This is a genomic window from Actinocatenispora comari, from assembly GCF_017312725.1.
Lineage (GTDB): Bacteria > Actinomycetota > Actinomycetes > Mycobacteriales > Micromonosporaceae > Actinocatenispora > Actinocatenispora comari.
The window spans coordinates 1-17,418 of record NZ_BOPO01000014.1 but is presented as its reverse complement, the minus strand read 5'-3'; the positions used below and the strand labels follow the sequence as shown (position 1 = coordinate 17,418).

The following is a 17,418-nucleotide window of genomic DNA, read 5'->3' as shown; positions in this document are numbered from 1 at the left end:
CGTCCGGCCGGGGCGGGGTGCCATCCGGCCGCGGTGGCGCCGGCCCGGTCGCGGGGAGCCGGTGGCGCAGCGCGTACCGGACGACGACCTGCAGGGCGGCGGTGACCGGCAGCGCGGCGACCGCGCCGAGGATGCCGGCGGCCGACCCGCCGACCAGCGCCGCGATGAACGCGGTCAGCGGTGACAGCGCGGTGGCCTGGGCCAGGATCCGCGGCGCCAGTACGTAGTTCTCCAGCTGCTGGTAGGCCACGAAGAACGCGATGGTGCCGAGCGCCACGCCGATCGAGACGGTCAGTGCCATCGCCGCACCCAGTACCGCGCCGAGGCTGGCACCGATCTGCGGCACCAGGTCGAGGATCGCGACACCGAGCGCGATCAGCGCCGGGTAGGGCACCCCGACGATCAGGAAGAACACGTACGCGCTGGCGCCGGCGGCCACGCAGATCACCAGCTGGCCGGTGATGTACCCGCCGATCTTGCCCAGCGCCTCGTCCAGCACCGCGGCGCGCTCCGCCGTGCCGAGCAGCGCGCCCAGCATCGCCACGATCCGCGGCAGCGCGAGCATGAAGTACACGGTCAGGGCGCCGACGGTGAGCACGCTGAACACGGCGCCGAGGATCTTGCCGAGCAGTCCGAACAGCGCGCCGACGCCAGACGACAGCAGGGCGGGCAGCCGGCCCAGCGCGTCGTGGATCGCCTGCTGCACCGCCGGTTGCGACAGGTACCGGCCGAGCGGGGTGTCCTTGCTGCCGACCTGGTGCGCGATGTCCTGGACCAGGTTCGGCACGGCCTGCACGAACGCGGCGAACTGGCGGGCGGCCGGCAGGAACGCCACCAGCGACAGCCCGGCGACGACCACCACCGAGCCGAGCACCAGGATCGCCACGGCGAGGCCGCGCCGGGGCACCAGTCGCTGCAGCCGGCGCACCAGCGGGTCGAGGCCGGCGGCGAGCAGGAAGCTCAGGAAGATCAGCACCAGTACGGCGCGGGCCTGCACGACGAGCAGCGCCACCCCGACGGTGACCAGGACGACGCCGGTGATCAACGCGTAGCGCCACAGCGGTACCGGTCGGGCCGGCGGCGCCGTCATCGCCCGCGGTCAGCCGACCGGCGGGTACTGCTGCCGGTTCGGGTACTGGATCGCGGTGTGCGCGGTGCCCTGCACCAGCACGGTGATCGCGATGCCGAGGACCAGGTTGGCCGCCGCGGTGGCGCCCTTGACGTCCCAGTGCTGGGTGGTGATCAGCGGGATCAGCACCGCGATCACGGTGCACAACCCGCCGATCCAGCCGAAGTAGAAGAACGGCCGCGGGGTGCCGAGCATCAGCAGGTGCATCACCGCGGTGGCCAGCAGCGCGGCGACGCCGGCGCCGACCGCGTAGCCGGCCATGGTGGCGGACACCGCGCCGCCGTCCGGCCGCACGCCGAGCATCGGCAGGTTGAAGATGCCGTGGATCACCAGGTACGCCACGATCGCCAGACCGGCCGCGATCAGCGCGCTGACCAGGCCGCCGGTCCACAGCCGCGCCGCGTTCACCCGCGGCTTGGTGGACCGCCGGCTCGACGCCGGTGCGTAGTCGCCGGGCGCCTGCGGCATCGGCGGGCCGAAATCGTGCCCGGAGCTGCCGGCCCGCCCGCCCGATGCCGAGCCGGGCGTACCGCCGGACGCCGGCATCGGTGTGGTCGGATCCTCCGGCCGGTGTGGCTTGGCCGATCCGTACCAGGTCACGTCGCTCACCCCCGGTGTGAGGGGCACCGCGGCGGATGCACCGGCGGCGCCCGGGCAGGCACCACTTCAGCATCGTGGAGGGTTTGCGCCCGGCGCAGGCGAACGCGCCGATTCGTCGAACACGGTGCGTGGTCGGGCCAGGTCAGGTGAGCAGGAACGCCGCATAGCCGACGGAGAGCCAGAAGCCGACCCCGTGGTACGCGCGGATCGGGGTGCTGCGCAGCGCGTGCAGCCGGACCGACCCGGACCAGCCCGCGACGTACGAGACGATCAGCGGGAGCGCGACACCGAGCGTACCGGCGAGCGCGAGCAGCGCCGCGGCGGCGAGCTGTGCCGGCCAGCCCCCCGGTGTCGCGGCGAGCGCCACCGCCGCGGCCGCGAGGATCAGCAGGTGCAGCGGATCGGTGCACAGCACCCGCACCGCGAACGGCCCGGCCCGGTTGGTCGGCAGCGTACCGACCCGCCACAGCCACGTCGGCGACCGCCAGGTGCTGCGGTAACGGCACCCGACCAGCCCGTACCCGCGCACCAGGGCGACGGCGACCAGCGCCACCGCGAGCAGCATGCTGGCCAGCCGGTCGGCGTGGTCGGCCAGCCGCACCCCGGGCGTCGACAGCCGCAGCGCCAGGCCGGCGGCGAGGCTGGCCAGCAGCACCCCGCCCCACCAGTACAGGGTGAACAGCCGCGCGCGGCGGCGCCCGTCGTCGGCCATGGCCAGCATGCTCGTCGCGACCGGCGGCAGCGGCGACAGCAGCAGCCCGGGCGCGAACGGCAGTACCGCGAGGATCGCACCACCCATCGCCGCCTCCCCGGGGTGCCCGGCACCGCAGCGCGGGTGCCGTACCCGTTCGACGGTAGGCACCGCGAACCGCGCGGTCACCGGTGCAGGCACCCGATCGGTTGGCCCGCAACGAATCTCACCCGATCGAGATCCGTCGATGGGTACGCTGCGATCGGTTCCCCAACAGTCGCTGGGGCCCGGCCGCGGTGAGATGAGGTGGCCATGGCGCAGTTGACGGTGCTCTGGTTCGACCGGTACGACGATGCGCGTGCGGTGTGGCGGCGACGCCCCCGGCAGGTCGATGCGGCCCTGGTGTGGGTCGATGACGATCACCGGGTGCGGATCGACCGCGACGAGCGGGACGGCATCGACTGGGCGATGGTGGTCGGCGCGCTGTTCGTGCTGCCGGTCTCGTCCGCGCTGCACCCGGTGCCGATCCGCCGGCCACCGCAACTCGGGCTCACCGACGCGACGGTGCGCCGTACCGCCGGGAGCCTGGCGCCGGGTTCGGCCGCGATCGTCGGGCTGGCGGGACCGGGCAACCGGCTGGTCTGGCTGGCCGGGTTGCGCCACGGGCGCCGGCTGTCGGTACCGCTGACCGCAGTCGAACAGGACCGCCTCGCCCACCCGCTCCCGGCCTGACGGCTCCCCCGACCGGTCGGTTCCCGTCGGGCTCTCCGCCGGCGGCCCGACCCCCGGCGGCCACGTCGGCCGCCGACGCCGATCACCGCCGGCCGCCGGCGCCGATCACCGCCGGCCGGTCACGGCGTGGGGCGCTGCTCCGGCGGTACCTCGGTGGCCGGGCGCGGCTGGTCGGCGGCGGTGTGGCTGGTCGGCCGGGTACCGGCCGGCGGCTGGTTCACCGGCCAGGACGGTTGCTGCTGCGGCGGTTCCGGTACCGGCGTGCCGGCGCTCAACGCGGCCCGCACGTCGAAGGCGAACACGATCTCGGTGATGCCGCGCATCATCGCGCCGATCCCGACCCACGCCACCAGCAGCACCGCGGACCGGCCGGTGTAGCCGACCGCCCAGAACGCCAGCGCGATCTCCAGCGCACCGGTGATCAGCCGCAGCCACCACAGTTCGACCCGCACCGCGAGCGAGTCGATCACGTCGAAGACGCCCTTGAACAGCAGGAACCAGGCGAGGATGCGGGACAGTGCGACGAACGTCGGACCCGGCCAGACGAACGCGGCGACGGCGCCGGCCACGAACAGCACGCCGAGCACCACGTGCGCCCACCGCCAGTGCCGGTGCAGCGCGGCGATCAGGAACTCGTTCAGGCCGGCGGCGAGCAGTACCGCGCCGAACAGCACCGCGATCGCGGCGACGCTGGCCAGGCTGAACTGCAGCACGGCGAGCGCGAGCAGGGCCCAGGCGATGCCGGTGACGAGGAACAGCCACCACGGCCCGATCGCCTCCCGGCGCTGCCGGTTGCGCTGCATCGTCGTCACGGCGGCCCCCTCCCGTCGGTACGGCCGGGTGCCGTGCGGTGTCCCCACGCACCGTCCGTCTCAACTGGACGGTATCCCGCAGTCGGGGCGCACCAAGGGAAAACGGGGGAACCGATCACCCGGGCGGGACATCCGGTACCGCGGCGCGGCGCCACCGGCGCACCCGCAGCACCACCCACCCGGCGACGACGGCGAGCGCCAGCGCGCCGAGCGCCATCATGCCGCCGGTGCCGAGCAGGCCCGCCACCCGGCCGTACGAGGCGCCGGCGAGGTAGCCGACCGCGACGAAGCCGGCGCCCCACACCGCACCGGCCGGCCCGCTGAACGCGAGGAACCGCCGGTACGGCATGCCGGAGAGCCCACCGAGCCGCGGCACCAGGGTGCGCAGCCCGGTGAGGAACCGCGCCGCCACCACCGCCCACCCACCGAAGCGCAGCACGAACGACTCCGCCCGGTCCCACCGCACGGCGCCGACCAGCCGGCGCAGCCGGTCCCGCCGACGTGACCAGCGGCGGCCGGCCAGGTAGCCCAGGGAGTCGCCGACGGTCGCGCCGGCCACGCCGCACGCCATCGCCGGCACCAGCGGTACCGCGCCGGCGTGCGCGAGGAAGCCGAGCAGCAGCATCGACCCGACGCTGGGCAGGACCACGCCGACCAGCAGGGCCGGCTCGGCCAGCACCACCAGCGCCGGCACCGCGCACATCAGGTACGGCGGCAGGCTCAGCACCCAGCGGGTCAGCAGGTGCACGGCGGGGCCAGCGGCGCGGCGGAGTCGATCATGGCAGCAGCCTCACCGATCGGACACCCGAGAAGCATCCGGGCAACTCCCCCGGGCGTCCCTGAGACCGCTGGTACGGGCGTCTGCGCATGTCAGGGGCGCCAACCCGGACATCACTCAGGGCTAGCCGGGGTGATCGGACTCGGGGTAGCACCAGGCCAAGATCAGGGGAAGCCAGCATGTCGGCGCAACGCCGAAACTGAGAGCGTGTTGAGAGCCGGATGTCCGGTCCCGATGTGTCGACGCCGTCGTCGTCGACGCATCGGATCACGTCTCAACGCCTGTCTTGGAGTCCCCAGATGCCCAGCGCGGCAACGTTGCCTGCCCTGTCCCGTCCCGGTAACCGGGGCGGCGCGCGCCTCGTCCGGCTGCCGCGGCGCCGCCGGCACGCCACCCCGCCGGTACCGTGCAGCGGCGCCGACTCCGGCGCCCGGATCGCCATCGTGTCGGCCGGTATCGGCGGCGGCCACAACGCCTGCGCCGACGAGCTCGGCCGGCGGCTGCGGGCCAGCGGGTTCACGGTCGACACGTACGACTTCATGGACCAGTTCCCGGGCCGCACCGGCGCGCTGCTGCGCCGGCTGTACGCGGGCCAGCTGTCGGTGCTGCCGGCCAGCTGGGGCGTGCTGTGCACGCTGCTGCGGGCGAGGCCGGTGTGCTGGCTCGTCGCCGTGCTGTGCACGCTGCTGACCGGCCGCGCGCTGCGCCGCCGGACCGCGGGCGCGGCGGCGGTGCTGTCCACCTACCCGCTCGCCACCCTGGTACTGGGCCGGATGCGGCGCCGTGGCCGGCTGGCGCGGCGCCGCCGGCTCACCGCGCCGGTGCTGACCTACCTGACCGACGTGTCGGTCCATCCACTGTGGATGGAGCGGGGCTGCGACTGCTACCTGGCCGCGCACCGGATCACCGCCGAGCAGATCACCGCGCTCGGCGCCCGGCGGGTACGCCGGGTCGACGCGGCGGTACGCAGCCAGTTCCGGTCCGGACCGCAGCAGAGCCAGGCGGCTGCCCGGCGCCGGCTCGGGCTGCCGGTCACCGGGCGGCTGGCGCTGGTCGCCGGCGGCGCCTGGGCGGTGGGCGACGTCGCCCGCACCGCGCGGGAGATCGCGGCGACCGGCACGGCGGTACCGGTGGTGGTCTGCGCGACGAACGAGGCGCTGCGGGCCGAGCTGGCCGCCGCCGGGGTGGGCATTACCCTCGGGTGGGTGGACGAGATGGCCACGCTGATGCGGGCCTGTGACGCGGTGGTCACCAACGGCGGCGGCATCACCTCGGTGGAGGCGACCGAGCTGGGCGTGCCGGTGCTGATCCACCGGCCGCTGCCCGGCCACGGCCGCACCAACGCCGAGGCGTTCGACGCCGCCGGCCTGGCCTACTGGGTACGCGACGGGAACGAGCTGGCCGCGGCGCTGCACGAGCCGCGCCGCCCGGCGACCGAGCCGGCCAAGGCGGACCCGGCGACGGTGGTGGCGGAGCTCGCGGCGGTGGCCGCGCCCGCCCCGGCGCTGCGGCGGATCGCATGACCGGGCGAGGCGGCGGCGGCACGGCGTCCCGGTACGCGACCAGTCTGCCGGCACGACGCGGGCGAACCGGTCGGCGGGTCGCCGGTACGGCGGTGGCAGCGCTGGCCGGCGCGGCCGCGCTGCACGCGGCGCCGGCGGTGCTGGCGCTGGCCGCGCCGCGGCGACGGTTCGCGCCGACGCTCGCCGGCACCGGCCGCGCCGACCACGTCGCGCTCACCTTCGACGACGGGCCGAACCCGACCTCGACCCCGAAGATGCTGCAACTGCTCGCCGACCGCGGGGTCACCGCGACGTTCTTCCTGGTCGGCGCGAACGTCGCGCGGCATCCGCGGCTCGCCGCCGAGATCGCCGCCGCCGGCCACGAGCTCGCGGTGCACGGCCTGCACCACAAGCTGCTGCTGCGGTACTCGCCGCGCCGGGTCGCCGACCACCTGGCCCGGGCGCACGAGCTGGTGGCGACGGCCGCCGGCACGCCGCCACGGTTCTTCCGCCCGCCGTACGGGGTGCTCAGCAGCGCGGCGTGGGCCGCGGCGCACCGGCTGGGGATGCGTACCGTGCTGTGGACCACCTGGGGCCGGGACTGGACCGCGCAGGCCACCGGCTCCGCGGTGTACCGGACCGTGGCCCGGGACCTGCGCGGCGGCGGCACGATCCTGCTGCACGACACGGCGAGCGACACCGCGGCGCCGGAGTCGTGGCGAGCCACCCTCGCCGCGGTGCCGACGATCCTCGACCTGTGCCAGGACGCCGGGTGGAAGGTCGGCCCGCTGCACGACCACGGCCTGCCCGACCCGCGGTGACGCACCGCGCCGGCCGGAACACGTGAGCCCCACACGCTGTCGCTCAGACAGGAAAATGCGGTAGAAAGTGGCAAGTACCGGTGTCGGTCGCCCCGCCGACGCCGTCCCCGCGTCCTGCGAGGTGGTCGCATGCTTGCCCGCCGTTGGTCCGCTTTCCTGGCCGCTCTGGCCGTCGTCGCCGCGGTGCTGGTCGGCGCCGCGCCGGCCGCGGCGGTACCCGACCGGGCGGTCGTCGCCGGCGACGGAGCCCGGGTCGTGGCCGAGCACCAGGTGGCCGACCGGCAGCTGGACCTGACGATCTCGTCGCCGGCGCTGGGTACCACGGCGCCGGTTCGGCTGCTGACCCCGGACGGCTGGTCGGCGGCGAGCCACCGGCACTGGCCGACGCTGTGGCTGCTGCACGGCTGCTGCGGCGACTACACCAGCTGGACCGCGCTGACCGACGTGGCGAGCATCCCGGCGCTGCGGCACGTGCTGGTGGTGATGCCGGAGGCCGGCGTCACCGGCTGGTACTCGAACTGGTGGAACCACGGCGCCGGCGGCGCCCCGGCCTGGGAGACCTTCCACCTCGGTGAGGTGCGCCAGATCGTCGAGCGCGGGTACGGGGCGAGCAGCGACCGGGTGATCGCCGGCCTGTCGATGGGCGGCTTCGGCGCCCTGTCGTACACCGGCCGGCATCCGGGCATGTTCCGTGCCGCCGCGTCGTACTCCGGGGTGGTCGACCCGCTCTACTCCCCCGGCGGCCCGGAGAACGTGCTGCAGATCAGCGCCGGCCAGGGCGCCGACCCGCTGGCGCTGTGGGGCGACCCGGTCGCGCAGCGCGACATCTGGGCCGCGCACGACCCGTACTACCTGGCGAAGGTGCTGCGCCGGATCCCGGTGTTCCTGTCCTCGGGCGACGGCACCGCCGGGCCGTACGACAAGCCGGGCGCCACCAGCGCGTACGAGACGCTGTTCGACGCCGAGGGGCACCACCTGGCCGCCCGGCTCACCGCCCTGCACGCCCGGCACCTGGTCACCGACTTCTACGGCCCGGGCACCCACTCCTGGCCGTACTGGCAGCGCGAGCTGCACCGGTCGCTGCCGATGCTGCTCGGCGCCCTGCACCGTCCCGCCGTCGCCGCTTAGGACACCCATCGTGACCTGCACCCCTACCCGTAGTGTCGAGCCGAGTAAAAGACGAGCTGGGCGGCCGTCTCGGCGTGGTGCGGGTGCGCGGCGCAGCCATCGATCCGGCACGATGTGTCCGTGACGGCAGACCCGGAGGCCGTGCTTTCGGCCCTCCCGTGGCGCCTCGACCCGGAGACGCTGCGCGAGTCGATCGACGACCGGGAGTCGGTCGACGCTGCCCGTGCGGCCCTCACCAGCCAGCTCGCGCTGCCCGGCAGCGACGCGGCGCGATCCCGCCAGTACGGGCTGCGGTCGGTCGCGCACCGGCTGCTCGACGAGCTGGACGCGGCGCTGGACGACGGCAAGCGCGCGGTGGAGGCGGCCGAGCTGACCGGCAGCATGCGCCGCACCGCGATCGCCCGGACCCGGCTCGCGCACGCGTACCAGGCGGCCGGCCAGCACGCCGCCGCCGACCGGGAGTACGCGCTGGCCGCCTCCGACGACCTGCCCGACCGGCTGCGCGCCGCGATCCACCTGCAGACCGGTACCTGCTGCTTCGAGCAGGGCCGCAACATCGAGGCGTGCGAGCACTTCGAGAAGGCGCTCGCGTTGCGGCCGGACGCCGGCTCGGAGTTCGTCCAGACGGTCGAGGTCGCGCTGGAGGCGGTGCTGACGCACGCGACGCTGCGCGGGTGGGGCCCCTACCGGCGCACCCGGCCGGAGCTGCTCGGCCAGGAGCCGGTGCCGGTCTGCGTGCGGGACGCCTCCACCGGCCGGTGGAGCTACCGGGATCCGGCCGGTGAGCAGGTGATCGGGCCGCTGTTCGACGAGGCGAAGCCGTTCCACGAGGGGAAGGCGTGGGTGCGGCGGGCCGGCGCGCTCGGCTGGGAGGTGATCGACCAGCGCGGCGAGTCGCTGTCCCGGCCGCGCCGGCTGCGCGAGGCGGCGCCGTTCAGCGAGGGGCTGGCCTGGGTCCAGCCGACCGACGAGCCGGACAGCTGGCAGGCCATCACGGTGGACGGCGAGGTCGCGGTGCCGGCCGACGGGTACCTGGATCCGCGGCCGTTCCGGTTCGGCATGTCGGTGCTGCGCCGCGGCGACGGCGTGTTCGGCGCCATCGACCGGTACGGCGAGGTCGCGATCCCGTTCGACTACGACCAGGTGCTGACCGCGACCGCGGACGGCCGGCACATCCTCGGGTTCACCGCCGAGCGGCTCGCGGTCGTCGACCGGATCGGCCGGCGCGGCGTGCTCGACACCGCGGGCCGGCTGGTGGTCCCGGCCAGCTACGCCGAGGTCAACATCCACCCGGTCGGGTTCCTGATCAAGCTGGACGACTCGGTGTACCCGCACCCCTCGGACGCCGACAAGGTGCCCGGTGAGCCCGGCAGCTGGGGCGCGCTGAAGCGCGACGGCAGCCTGCTGATCGAGCCGCACCACGAGACCCGCGAGGGGATCCTGCGCGACATCGACAGCCGGCTGCGCGACTCCCGCGCCGTCCTCTGACCGATCCGCCGGTCCCACCGGCCGGTTGATCATGGTGCCGCACCGGCAGCCGGGCAGGGCGACGCGGCACGTTCGACCCGGGCCGGCGTCAGAGGGGGTAGGACCGGCGTTGCCCGGAGGGGCGCGGTGGGGCGGGGTCGATGGTGGCGGTGGGCTCGCCGGCCGCGGCGAGGCGGGCGAGCAGCCGCTCCCGGAGCCGGTCGGCGAGGTCGCGGTGGGACGCCAGGCCGGCCAGGTTCGCCAGCTGGTGCGGGTCGGACACGTTGTCGTACAACAGCTCCTCGACGTAGCGGGAGGCGGCCGGGTCGTGCCACCCGTCGGCGTCCGGCGCGGTCACCGCGTACGTGTAGCGCCGGGTCCGGATCGCCCGCCCCACCTGCGACTCGGAGATCTGCACATACACCTCCTGCGGCCAGTCGGTGGCGCCGCGCACCGCGTCGGCGACCGACCGGCCGGGCAGGTCGTCGTGCGGCAACCCGGCCGCGTCCAGCAGGGTGGGCGCCACGTCCAGCAGGCTGACCAGCTCCGGTCGCCGGCCGCCGGCGACGAAGCCGGGCCCGTTGAACGCCAACGGGATCCGGATCGACGCGTCGTGCGCGGACCGCTTGTACTCGCCGTTGCGGGTCTTGAAGTGGCAGCCGTGGTCGGTGGTGTAGCAGACCACCGTGTCGTCGAGCAGGCGCAGGCTGCGCAGCGCGTCCAGCAGCCGGCCGAACCCCTCGTCGACCCGCTTGACCATGCCCCAGTAGCCGCCCAGGTGCTGCTGGGTCGACCCGCCGAGCGCGGCGAGATCCGAGGGCACCCACCGGTTCTCGTACCGCTCGCGGTAGCCGTCGGGCGCCGGGTAGGCGTCCCGGCTGTTCTGGTGGTGCGGCTCGATCACCGACACGAACAGCAGGAACGGCCGGTCGTGCGGGCGGGACAGCCAGCGGATCGCGGCGTCCACGAACGCGTCCGACCGGTACCCGGGCAGCTCGTGCAGCACCCCGTCACCGTCGTACAGCTTGGCGTCGTAGGCGTCCGACATCAGCTCGACCGCGTCGGCGGCGAACCAGTGCTCGTACCCGCCGCGCAGCTCGGGCGGCACCGGCGCGTCGTCCATCTCCGCCAGGTGCCACTTGCCCACGTACGCCGTCTCGTACCCGCCGGCGGCGAACCGGCGGGCGATCGTGTCGGCGTCGGTGGGTAGCGGGATCTCGTTGCGGTACACGCCGGTCTGGGTCGGCCACCGGCCGGTCTGCAGGCACGCCCGGGTCGGCGCGCACACCGGCTGGTTGGTGAAGGCGTACTCGCAGAAGGTGCCGCCGGCCGCGAACCGGTCGAGGTTGGGCGTCAGCTCCAGCGGGTTGCCGTGCAGGCCCATCGTGTCCCACCGCTGCTGGTCGGTCAGGAACACCACGACGTTGGTCATCGACCCTCATTTCAGTCCGGTCAGGGCGACACCGCGGACCAGGTATCGCTGGGTGAAGAAGAACAGCACCGCGGTCGGGACGAACAGCACCACGGCGCCGGCCGCGGTCAGGTTCCACTGGGTGAAGTACTCCTGGTTGAACATGGTCAGCCCGACCGGCATCGTGCGCATGTCGGTGGTGGAGGTGGCGAGCAGCGGCCAGAGGAAGTTGTTCCACTGGAACACGAAGGTGAACAGCGCCAGCACCGCGAGCGCCGGTTTCGCCTGCGGCAGAATGATTCTGGCGAAGATGCGCAGCTCGCCGGCGCCGTCGGCCCGGCCGGCGTCGATCAGCTCGTCCGGCAGCGCGGCGAGGAACTGCCGCATCAGGAAGATGCCGTACGCGTCACACAGGAACGGCACCACCAGCCCCTGGTAGGTGTTCAGCCAACCGAGCTGCGAGAACAGCACGTACACCGGGATCATCCGGACGAAGAACGGCACCATCAGCGTCGCCAGCACCGCGATGAACAGCGTCCGCTTGAACGGGAACGAGAACTTGGCGAACGCGTACCCGGCGAGCGGGTCCAGGATCAGGTGCGCGATCGTGATCGTGCCGGCCATCACGGTGCTGTTGACGAAGAACCGCGCGTACGGCACCTCGCCGAACAGCCGCTGGTAGTTGTCGAAGTGCAGGTGCGCCGGCCACAGCACCGGGTTGCCGGCCAGGATCTCGCCGTCGGACTGCAACGACAGCGAGATCATGTACGCCAGCGGGATCACCGTCAGCAGGCAGACCACCAGCACCACGGCGTACCCGACGCCGCGGGCGCCGGGGAACAGCCGGTCGGTGCGGTTGCGTTCAGGACTCGCCACGTTGACCCACCTTGAGCTGAACGAGCGACAACACCAGGATCACGATCAGCAGCAGGTAGGACAGCGCCGAGGCGTACCCGAAGTCGCGGAAACCGAACGCGGTCTTCCACACCTGGTACACGTACAGGTCGCTGGCGTTGTCCGGGCCGCCCTGGGTGACCAGGTAGGGCAGCGCGAACTCCTGCATCGCCGAGATGACGCCGATCACCGACACGAACAGCGTCGTCGGCGCCAGCAGCGGCAGCGTCACGTGCCGGAACCGGCGCCACACCGAGGCACCGTCCACCTCCGCCGCCTCGTAGTACAGCTCCGGGATGCCCTGCAGGCCGGCCAGGAACAGCACCGTGGTGTAGCCGACCTGCTGCCAGATCGCGACCGCCACCAGCGTCGCGAGCGGGTGCTCGGCCAGCAGGTTCTGGGTCGGCAGGCCGACGCTGTGCAGCACCCGGTTGAGGATCCCGGTGTCCGGGTCGAGGATGTTGCGCCACAGCAGACCCACGATGGCGATCGAGGTCAGGTACGGCACCAGCAGGATGCCGCGAAACACCGACCGGCCGCGCATCCGCTGGTTCAGGATCACCGCGAGTACCAGCCCGAGCACGATCGCGCCGACCACCACGCCCAGCCCGTACTGGACGGTCACCCAGAACGCGTGCCGGGCCACCGGGTCGTCGAAAGCCTTGGTGTAGTTGCCCAGGCCGGCGTACACGTCGGCCCGCGGCCCGGTGAACACGCTGGTGTACAGCTCCCGCAGCAGCGGGTAGAAGAACAGCAGCGCGAAGAACAGCAGCGCCGGGGCGAGGAACGCGAGCGCGGTGCGCGCCTGCCGGCGCCGCATCGGGGCCCGCCGCCGTACCGGTGCCACGGCGGCGGCGCGCTCGACGGTGGCGACCACGGCTCAGCCCCCGACCAGTTTCGTTGCCGCGGAACGGAAGTTGCGCACCGCCGCGGCCGGGTCGCCGTTCTTGACGATCGTCGACTGGTACGCCGAGCGCAGCGTGTCGTCCAGCTGCGGCGCCTTGCCGGTGGCGTCGATCCCGTTCGGCCAGCTCGTCCCGTACGCCAGCGCCCGCGCCACCGCACCGACCTGCTTGTCGTCCTGCACCCAGGACTGCTTGGCCCAGGTCTTGCGCGGCATGGTCACGCCGGTCTCCCGGGTGACCGCGTTCTCCACGTCCAGCGCGGTGAGCCGCTTGATCAGGTCCCAGGCGAGGTCCTTGTGCTTCGCCTTGGCCGGGATGAACACGCCGCTGCCGGCGAAGTTGGTGGCCCGCACGCTCCGCTCGAGCGGCAGGGCGAGCCCGTAGTCGAGATCCGGCGCGGTCTTCTTGATCGGCGCGAAGTCCCACGGCCCGCTGAGCATCATCGCGGCCCGCTTGGCCACGAACAGCTTCTCCGGGCCCTCGTAGTCGGCGGTCGCCGACGGTGCCGGCGACACCTTGTACCGGTAGATCAGGTCGTGCTGGAACCGCATCGCCTCGATCGCCTGCGGTACCGGCGTCATGACCTTCTTCGTGGCGGGATCCCAGTACCGCACGCCGTTCTGCAGCATCCACGGGGACAGGTAGCCGGGGTCGGAGTTGAGCGCCACGCCGTACTGGTCGCCCCTGGTCAGCTTGCGGGCGGTGGCGAGGAACTCGTCCCAGTCCGACGGCGGCTGCTTGATTCCGGCCGCGGCGAACATGGTCTTGTTGTAGAACAGCAGGTTGCAGGTCAGGTGCAGCGGGATCCCGTACGTCTTGCCCTGGTACCGGCTGTTGCGCAACGCGTTGGCCTGCCAGTCGTTCGGGTACCCGATCTTCTCGCCGTCCTTCGCGATGAACTCGTCCAGCGGGTACGCGTCGCCGGTCGCCGCGTAGGACAGCGGCCAGCCGCTGCCGTCGTCCTCGACCAGGTCCGCCACCTGGCCCGACTGCATGTCCGCGGCCAGCTTGGTCTGCAGGTCCGGCCACTGGAACTTCTGCCAGTTGACCGTGATCCCGTGGTCCGACTCGAACTTCTTGATCAGCTTCGTGTAGGCGGCGTAGCCGTGCCCGGCGTTCCAGTACAGCGTGAACGTCTTGTCCCCGCTGCCGCCGCCCTCGCTCGGCGCGTTGCCGCCGCACGCCGCCAGCGCGCCGACGCCCAGCGCCGCCGCGGAGCCGAACACGCCACGCCGGGTCCATCCGGCGCGCGGGGTCGGATCCGGTTTCCGACTGTCTCGCTCGACCATGGTGACTCCTCTGCTGATGGGCCGATCGGCGATCGCCCGGCGGTGTCGCGAGGTCCCGACGGGACGGGCCGCTCAGGTCGATTCGCGCACGATCAGCTGCCACGGTTGGGGTATCCGGTCGCCCGGCAGCTCGCCCGGCGCCGTGATGCGCTCGAACAGCCGGGTCACCGGGACGGTGAAGTCGAGCCTCGGCAGCCCGACGGTGGTCAGTGCGGGCCGGATCGCCGACCCCTCGGTACCGTTGCCGATGCCGGCGATCGCGAGATCGCCCGGCACCGACGCGCCCAGGTCGCGGGCGGCCCAGATGGCGTCGATCGCCCCCCGGTCGGAGGACGAGATCAGTGCGGTCGGTGGGTTCTCGATGCGCAGCAGCCGCTGCGTCTCGACGTACGCGCGTTCCCGCACGTCCGCACCGGGCACCACCAGGCGGGGGTCCAGCGGCGCGCCGGCCGCGGCGAGCGCCGCCGCGACCGTCCGGTACTTCAGCGACTGCACCTCGTCGTCCGGCGCGGCGAGCTCCACGTCGTGAGCCAGGTACCCGATCCGGGTGTGGCCGCGGTCGAGCAGGTGACCGACCAGGTCGGTCAGCGCGGACCGCTGCACCAGGTCGACGACGTCGAACCCGGCCGGCGCCAGCGCGTCGTGGAACACCACCAGCGACAGGCCGCCGGCGGCGAGCCGGCGCAGCTCGGCCGGCTCGATCAGGGTGCCGTTCGCGACGATCGCCCCGTCCACGTACCGCTCCCGCAGCACGCGCAGCGGCGAGGGGCGCGGTACCGGCTCGGCCGGCGGGCGCGACGGCAGCGGGAGGGCGATCATCGAGTAGCCGGACCGCGCGCCGATCGTCTGCACCTGTTCGGCCAGCCGCTCGACCCACGGGTTGTCCGGCATCCGGTACACCACGCAGACCAGCTCGGTGCGCCGGCGGCGCAGCGACCGGCCGGAGTGGTCGAGCCGGTAGCCGAGCTGCTCCACCGCGCGCAGCACCCGCTCCCGGGTCTCCGGGGTCACCGGCGTGACCCGGTCGCGCCGGCCACTGAGGATGTACGACACCGTCGCGGTCGAAACACCGGCCGCGGCGGCGACGTCGCGCTGAGTGGGCGCACGGCCCGCCTTCTCCGGCATCGCACCCCCTCGGGCGGTTGGTCCGCGATGGCTGGTTACACGATTACCCACTCATGCCCGCGAGTCAATACCCTACTGGCTCTGTAGGAAATCCGAGCGGAAGGTCGCGCGGGTCGAGGTGCGAAGCGGTGCCGGCATCATACGACGAGAGTCGAACCAAGCGGGGTGCGGCGGCGCGCGGGATGGGACCGGTCACGACCACCCGAGCCGGCGCCCGTACGGCGATAGGGTCGGGTTCATGGAGTTCCGACACCTTGGCCGATCCGGCCTGATCGTTTCCGAGATCTCGTACGGCAACTGGCTCACGCACGGCTCCCAGGTCGAGGAGGACGCCGCCCTCGCCTGCGTGCGGGCCGCGCTCGACGAGGGCATCACCACGTTCGACACCGCCGACGTGTACGCCGGTACCCGGGCCGAGACGGTGCTCGGCAAGGCGCTCGCCGGTGAGCGGCGGGAAGGGCTGGAGATCTTCACCAAGGTCTACTGGCCGACCGGGCCCGGCAAGAACGACCGCGGCCTGTCCCGCAAGCACATCCTGGAGTCGATCGACGGCTCGCTGCGCCGGCTCGGCACCGACCACGTCGACCTCTACCAGGCGCACCGGTACGACTACGACACGCCGCTGGAAGAGACCATGACGGCCTTCGCCGACGTGGTGCGGTCCGGCAAGGCGCTCTACATCGGCGTCTCGGAGTGGCGGGCCGAGGAGATCCGCGCCGCCGCGAAGCTCGCCGCCGAGCTGCGCGTCCCGCTGGTGTCCAACCAGCCGCAGTACAACGCGATCTGGCGGGTGATCGAGTCCGAGGTGGTGCCCACCTGCGAAGACCTCGGCCTGAGCCAGATCGTCTTCTCCCCGATCGCGCAGGGCGTGCTGACCGGCAAGTACAAGGTGGGTCAGCAGCCGCCGGCCGGCTCCCGGGCGACCGACGAGAAGGGCGGGAAGGACATGATCTCCCGCTGGATGCGCGACGAGGTGCTGTCCCGGGTCGCGCAGCTCGAGCCGCTCGCGGCCGAGGCCGGGCTCAGCCTGGCCCAGCTCGCCGTCGCCTGGGTGCTGCAGAACCCGAACGTGGCCAGCGCGATCGTCGGCGCCTCGCGGCCCGAGCAGGTGCGCGACAACGTCAAGGCGGCCGGCGTCACGCTGGACAAGGGGCTGCTCGCCAAGATCGACGAGATCCTCGATCCGGTGATCGAGCGCGACCCGGCCCGCACCCAGAGCCCGGCGTCTCGCCCCTGAGCCGTACCACCGCCTGCGCCGCCGTGCCCTCGGGTACGGCGGCGCAGCCGTCTCGCCCTCGGTCGGGTGGCGCAGGCGTCGACCCGCCGGTCAGCTGGCCGGGGTGGGACGCAGGCTCATCTCGTACTCCTGGCGGTCGTCCTCGACCAGCCGGACGGTGGTGACACCCTTCTCGGACAGCTCACGCCAGCACTGGCCGAGCCACGACTCGGCGTCCGACTGGCTGCCGAAGACCTCGGTCGGGCCCTCGACGGGCTCACCGGCCTGATCCAGGTACCGCCACATCCATGCCATCGGCCACGCTCCTCGTCACTGGACTGCCGCTGGGCCCGCGACTCCGCCGAGTTGCCGCCGGAATCTTCCGTAAGAGTACGGTCCCGCGGCGACGACGGCAGCGGGCCGGCGCGCGGCGGCAGCCATTCATGGGTCAAGATGTCTCCCGTGACCACCGAGCAGCGGGTACTGGTACTGGGCGGGATCAGCTCCGGCAAGTCGAGCCTGGCCGAACGGATGCTTGCGGACGCACCCGGCGAGCGGCGCTACCTGGCCACCGGCCGGGAGAATCCCGACGACCCGGACTGGCAGCGCCGGATCGCCGCGCACCGCGAGCGCCGCGGCGACGCCTGGCAGACCGTCGACTGCTCGACCGGGCCGGACGCGCTGATCGAGGCGCTCGCCGACGCGCCGGCGGGTGCCGCGGTGCTGGTCGACGACCTCGGCGGCTGGGCCGGGCTGCTGCTGGAGGCGGCCGGCGTCGTCGACGACGAGCCGGCGGCGAAGCCGAAGCGCGCCACCAAGCGCACCTCGGCGGCGACCCGCAAGCGCAGTACCGCCACCGCCCGCGCCGCCGCCGATACCGCACCGGCGACCGGTACCGCCGACGACGCGGCGGCCGCG

At 73.3% G+C, this 17,418-nt stretch carries 18 protein-coding genes; 7 read left to right on the top strand and 11 right to left on the bottom strand.

The window, feature by feature from the left end:
• The 3 genes from NUM_RS05890 to NUM_RS05880 all read right to left on the bottom strand — a co-directional run.
• On the bottom strand, positions 1-1,090 hold a 1,090-nt coding region (locus tag NUM_RS05890), incomplete at its 3' end, for an AI-2E family transporter (RefSeq protein ID WP_207123542.1).
• A gap of 9 nt (positions 1,091-1,099) precedes the next feature.
• Positions 1,100-1,729, bottom strand: a complete 630-nt coding sequence (locus NUM_RS05885) for a DUF6069 family protein (RefSeq protein ID WP_207123541.1) — start codon at positions 1,727-1,729, stop codon at positions 1,100-1,102.
• Positions 1,730-1,871: 142 nt separating this feature from the next.
• On the bottom strand, positions 1,872-2,528 hold the full coding sequence (locus tag NUM_RS05880; protein WP_207123540.1) for a hypothetical protein: 657 nt from the start codon (positions 2,526-2,528) through the stop codon (positions 1,872-1,874).
• Between the two features lie 204 nt (positions 2,529-2,732).
• Between NUM_RS05880 and NUM_RS05875 the strand changes: the two genes are divergently transcribed.
• A complete protein-coding gene (locus tag NUM_RS05875; protein WP_207123539.1) occupies positions 2,733-3,152 on the top strand; it encodes a hypothetical protein in 420 nt (139 codons plus the stop codon).
• Between the two features lie 119 nt (positions 3,153-3,271).
• Here NUM_RS05875 and NUM_RS05870 read toward each other — a convergent pair whose 3' ends face one another.
• Together NUM_RS05870 and NUM_RS05865 are read right to left on the bottom strand one after the other, a co-directional pair.
• On the bottom strand, positions 3,272-3,955 hold the full coding sequence (locus NUM_RS05870) for an HdeD family acid-resistance protein (RefSeq protein ID WP_225918359.1): 684 nt from the start codon (positions 3,953-3,955) through the stop codon (positions 3,272-3,274).
• 124 nt (positions 3,956-4,079) lie between these two features.
• Positions 4,080-4,712 carry a DedA family protein gene (locus NUM_RS05865; protein WP_207123537.1) on the bottom strand — a complete coding sequence of 211 codons (633 nt, stop codon included), beginning with the start codon at positions 4,710-4,712 and terminating at the stop codon, positions 4,080-4,082.
• Positions 4,713-5,041: 329 nt separating this feature from the next.
• Here NUM_RS05865 and NUM_RS05860 point away from each other — a divergent pair, with 329 nt between their 5' ends.
• From NUM_RS05860 to NUM_RS05845, 4 genes are all read left to right on the top strand, one after another.
• Entirely contained in the window at positions 5,042-6,265 is a 1,224-nt protein-coding gene (locus NUM_RS05860) for a glycosyltransferase family protein (RefSeq protein ID WP_207123536.1), read from the top strand.
• 92 nt (positions 6,266-6,357) lie between these two features.
• Positions 6,358-7,065 (top strand): polysaccharide deacetylase family protein, encoded by a 708-nt coding sequence (locus tag NUM_RS05855; protein WP_225918358.1) that lies wholly within the window; start codon positions 6,358-6,360, stop codon positions 7,063-7,065.
• 129 nt (positions 7,066-7,194) lie between these two features.
• Positions 7,195-8,193 (top strand): alpha/beta hydrolase, encoded by a 999-nt coding sequence (locus NUM_RS05850; RefSeq protein ID WP_207123534.1) that lies wholly within the window; start codon positions 7,195-7,197, stop codon positions 8,191-8,193.
• Between the two features lie 120 nt (positions 8,194-8,313).
• On the top strand, positions 8,314-9,681 hold the full coding sequence (locus NUM_RS05845) for a WG repeat-containing protein (RefSeq protein WP_207123533.1): 1,368 nt from the start codon (positions 8,314-8,316) through the stop codon (positions 9,679-9,681).
• Between the two features lie 88 nt (positions 9,682-9,769).
• Here NUM_RS05845 and NUM_RS05840 read toward each other — a convergent pair whose 3' ends face one another.
• The 5 genes from NUM_RS05840 to NUM_RS05820 form a co-directional block, all read right to left on the bottom strand.
• A complete protein-coding gene (locus tag NUM_RS05840; protein WP_207123532.1) occupies positions 9,770-11,092 on the bottom strand; it encodes a sulfatase-like hydrolase/transferase in 1,323 nt (440 codons plus the stop codon).
• A 6-nt stretch (positions 11,093-11,098) separates the two neighbouring features.
• Positions 11,099-11,947 (bottom strand): carbohydrate ABC transporter permease, encoded by an 849-nt coding sequence (locus tag NUM_RS05835; RefSeq protein WP_207123531.1) that lies wholly within the window; start codon positions 11,945-11,947, stop codon positions 11,099-11,101.
• Entirely contained in the window at positions 11,934-12,842 is a 909-nt protein-coding gene (locus NUM_RS05830; RefSeq protein ID WP_207123530.1) for a carbohydrate ABC transporter permease, read from the bottom strand. The genes NUM_RS05835 and NUM_RS05830 overlap by 14 nt, the downstream gene beginning before the upstream one ends.
• 3 nt (positions 12,843-12,845) lie before the next feature.
• Entirely contained in the window at positions 12,846-14,159 is a 1,314-nt protein-coding gene (locus NUM_RS05825) for an extracellular solute-binding protein (RefSeq protein WP_207123529.1), read from the bottom strand.
• 72 nt (positions 14,160-14,231) lie between these two features.
• Positions 14,232-15,284, bottom strand: a complete 1,053-nt coding sequence (locus tag NUM_RS05820; protein ID WP_207123528.1) for a LacI family DNA-binding transcriptional regulator — start codon at positions 15,282-15,284, stop codon at positions 14,232-14,234.
• A 238-nt stretch (positions 15,285-15,522) separates the two neighbouring features.
• Between NUM_RS05820 and NUM_RS05815 the strand changes: the two genes are divergently transcribed.
• Entirely contained in the window at positions 15,523-16,521 is a 999-nt protein-coding gene (locus NUM_RS05815) for an aldo/keto reductase family protein (protein ID WP_207123527.1), read from the top strand.
• Positions 16,522-16,611: 90 nt separating this feature from the next.
• Here NUM_RS05815 and NUM_RS05810 read toward each other — a convergent pair whose 3' ends face one another.
• Entirely contained in the window at positions 16,612-16,815 is a 204-nt protein-coding gene (locus NUM_RS05810; protein WP_207123526.1) for a hypothetical protein, read from the bottom strand.
• 147 nt (positions 16,816-16,962) lie between these two features.
• Between NUM_RS05810 and NUM_RS05805 the strand changes: the two genes are divergently transcribed.
• The coding region (locus NUM_RS05805; protein ID WP_207123525.1) for a bifunctional adenosylcobinamide kinase/adenosylcobinamide-phosphate guanylyltransferase at positions 16,963-17,418 on the top strand (456 nt) is incomplete at its 3' end.